This is a genomic window from Sphingomonas endophytica, assembly GCF_014199415.1.
GTDB classification, from domain to species: Bacteria; Pseudomonadota; Alphaproteobacteria; order Sphingomonadales; family Sphingomonadaceae; genus Sphingomonas; species Sphingomonas endophytica.
Map to the genome: position 1 here is coordinate 1 of NZ_JACIJN010000019.1, position 2,717 is coordinate 2,717.

The 2,717-nt window shown below is 54.8% G+C and carries 1 rRNA gene (running past one end of the window); it reads right to left on the minus strand.

From position 1 onward, the window contains the following. Nucleotides 1-93: 93 nt before the first annotated feature. A 23S ribosomal RNA gene (locus FHS97_RS17165) occupies nucleotides 94-2,717 on the minus strand; it runs 242 nt beyond the window's last position.

Below are 2,717 nucleotides of genomic sequence, written 5' to 3' on the forward strand. Positions count from 1 at the left end.
GCGGCGGGGGGAGACGGGTTCAAATCGATGCACTGTATGTCTGGTTGAGGGTCAATCACCCTGCATCCAACGCTGTTGTTGGGGGTGTGTGCTCTCAAGCGCGAATAGGACGATTAGTATCGGTTAGCTTCACGCGTTACCGCGCTTCCACATCCGATCTATCAAGGTCGTGGTCTCCGACCGTCCTGTGAAATCTTATCTCGAGGGAGGCTTCCCGCTTAGATGCTTTCAGCGGTTATCCCGTCCGTACATAGCTACCCTGCTGCGCCGTTGGCACGACGACAGGTACACCAGAGGTACGTTCAACCCGGTCCTCTCGTACTAGGGTCAACTCCTCTCAAATTTCGACGCCCACGGCAGATAGGGACCAAACTGTCTCGCGACGTTCTGAACCCAGCTCACGTACCACTTTAATTGGCGAACAGCCAAACCCTTGGGACCTGCTCCAGCCCCAGGATGTGATGAGCCGACATCGAGGTGCCAAACAACCCCGTCGATATGAGCTCTTGGGGGTTATCAGCCTGTTATCCCCGGCGTACCTTTTATCCGTTGAGCGATGGCCCTTCCACGAGGGACCACCGGATCACTATGACCGACTTTCGTCTCTGCTCGACTTGTCAGTCTCGCAGTCAGGCGGGCTTATGCCATTGCACTCTAACAGCCGGTTTCCAACCGGCCTGAGCCCACCTTCGCGCGCCTCCGTTACTCTTTAGGAGGCGACCGCCCCAGTCAAACTACCCGCCACAGAGGGTCCCTGTACCGGTTTCACGGTACGAGGTTAGACAATAGACAACAACAGGGTGGTATTTCACCTGTGGCTCCACACCGGCTGGCGCCGATGCTTCAAAGCCTCCCACCTATGCTACACAGTTCTTGTCCACTGCCACTCTGAAGCTGCAGTAAAGGTGCACGGGGTCTTTCCGTCTAACCGCGGGTACTCCGCATCTTCACGGAGAATTCAATTTCGCTGAGCATGTCCTGGAGACAGTGGGGAAGTCGTTACGCCATTCGTGCAGGTCGGAACTTACCCGACAAGGAATTTCGCTACCTTAGGACCGTTATAGTTACGGCCGCCGTTTACCTGGGCTTCATTTCAGAGCTTGCACCCCTCCACTTAACCTTCAGGCACCGGGCAGGCGTCAGGCCCTATACGTCGTCTTGAAGCCGACTTAGCAGAGCCCTGTGTTTTTGCTAAACAGTCGCTACCCCCTGGCCTGTGCCCCCCAACAGAGCTTGCGCCTAGTTGGGGCCTCCTTCTTCCGAAGGTACGGAGGCAATTTGCCGAGTTCCTTCAGGACACTTCTCTCAAGCGCCTTGGTATACTCTACCAGACCACCTGTGTCGGTTTCGGGTACGGTCTATACGGTGGGGCTATTTCCCGGGACAGCTTCGAAGCCCAGCCAATCCGTTAAGGCTGAACAACACACGCCATCCGTCACACACCACCAGGCTGCGGAATATTAACCGCATTCCCATCGACTACCCCCTTCGGGCTCGTCTTAGGGGCCGGCTCACCCTGCGCGGATTAGCCTTGCGCAGGAACCCTTGGTCTTTCGGCGAGAGGGCATCTCACCCTCTTTATCGCTACTCATGTCTGCATTCGCACTTCCGATACCTCCACGACCCATTACCAGATCGCTTCGCAGGCTTACGGAACGCTCCGCTACCGCGTATCCTCAGATCAAGTCTGGGACACACCCTAAGCTTCGGTGCACGTCTTGAGCCCCGTTACATCTTCGCCGCAGGAACCCTTAGCTAGACCAGTGAGCTGTTACGCTTTCTTTAAAGGATGGCTGCTTCTAAGCCAACCTCCTGGTTGTTTTGGGATTCCCACATGCTTTCCCACTTAGACGTGACTTGGGGACCTTAGCTGTAGGTCAGGGCTGTTTCCCTTTTGACGACGGACCTTAGCACCCGCCGTCTGTCTCCCGGATATCACTCCTAGGTATTCGGAGTTTGGTTAGAGTTGGTAGATCTCGCGACCCCCGCATCCATCCAGTGCTCTACCCCCTAGGGTGTCCATCCGAGGCACTACCTCAATAGTTTTCGCGGAGAACCAGCTATTTCCCGGCTTGATTGGCCTTTCACCCCTAAGCACAACTCATCCGGTAACTTTTCAACGTTAATCGGTTCGGACCTCCAGTGTGTGTTACCACACCTTCATCCTGGTCATGCATAGATCGCCGGGTTTCGGGTCTAATACTTCAAACTACGTCGCCCTATTCAGACTCGCTTTCGCTGCGCCTACACCTATCGGCTTAAGCTCGCTTGAAACATTAAGTCACAGACCCATTATGCAAGAGGTACGCTGTCAGGCCTCAAGGACCCTCCAACTGCTTGTAGGCAATCCGTTTCAGGTACTGTTTCACTCCCCTCATCGGGGTGCTTTTCACCTTTCCCTCACGGTACTAGTTCGCTATCGGTCGCATACGAGTATTTAGGCTTGGAGGGTGGTCCCCCCATGTTCAGACAGGATTACACGTGTCCCGCCCTACTCGAGTCCATTCACATCAGTTTCGCATACGGGGCTGTCACCCGCTACGGCCGATCTTTCCAGATCGTTCTGCTACTTGAATGAATGGCACTGGCCTGGTCCGCGTTCGCTCGCCACTACTAACGGAATCTCGGTTGATGTCTTTTCCTCCAGGTACTGAGATGTTTCAGTTCCCCGGGTTCGCTTCTCGAAACCTATGTATTCAGTAACGAGATACTCAAAA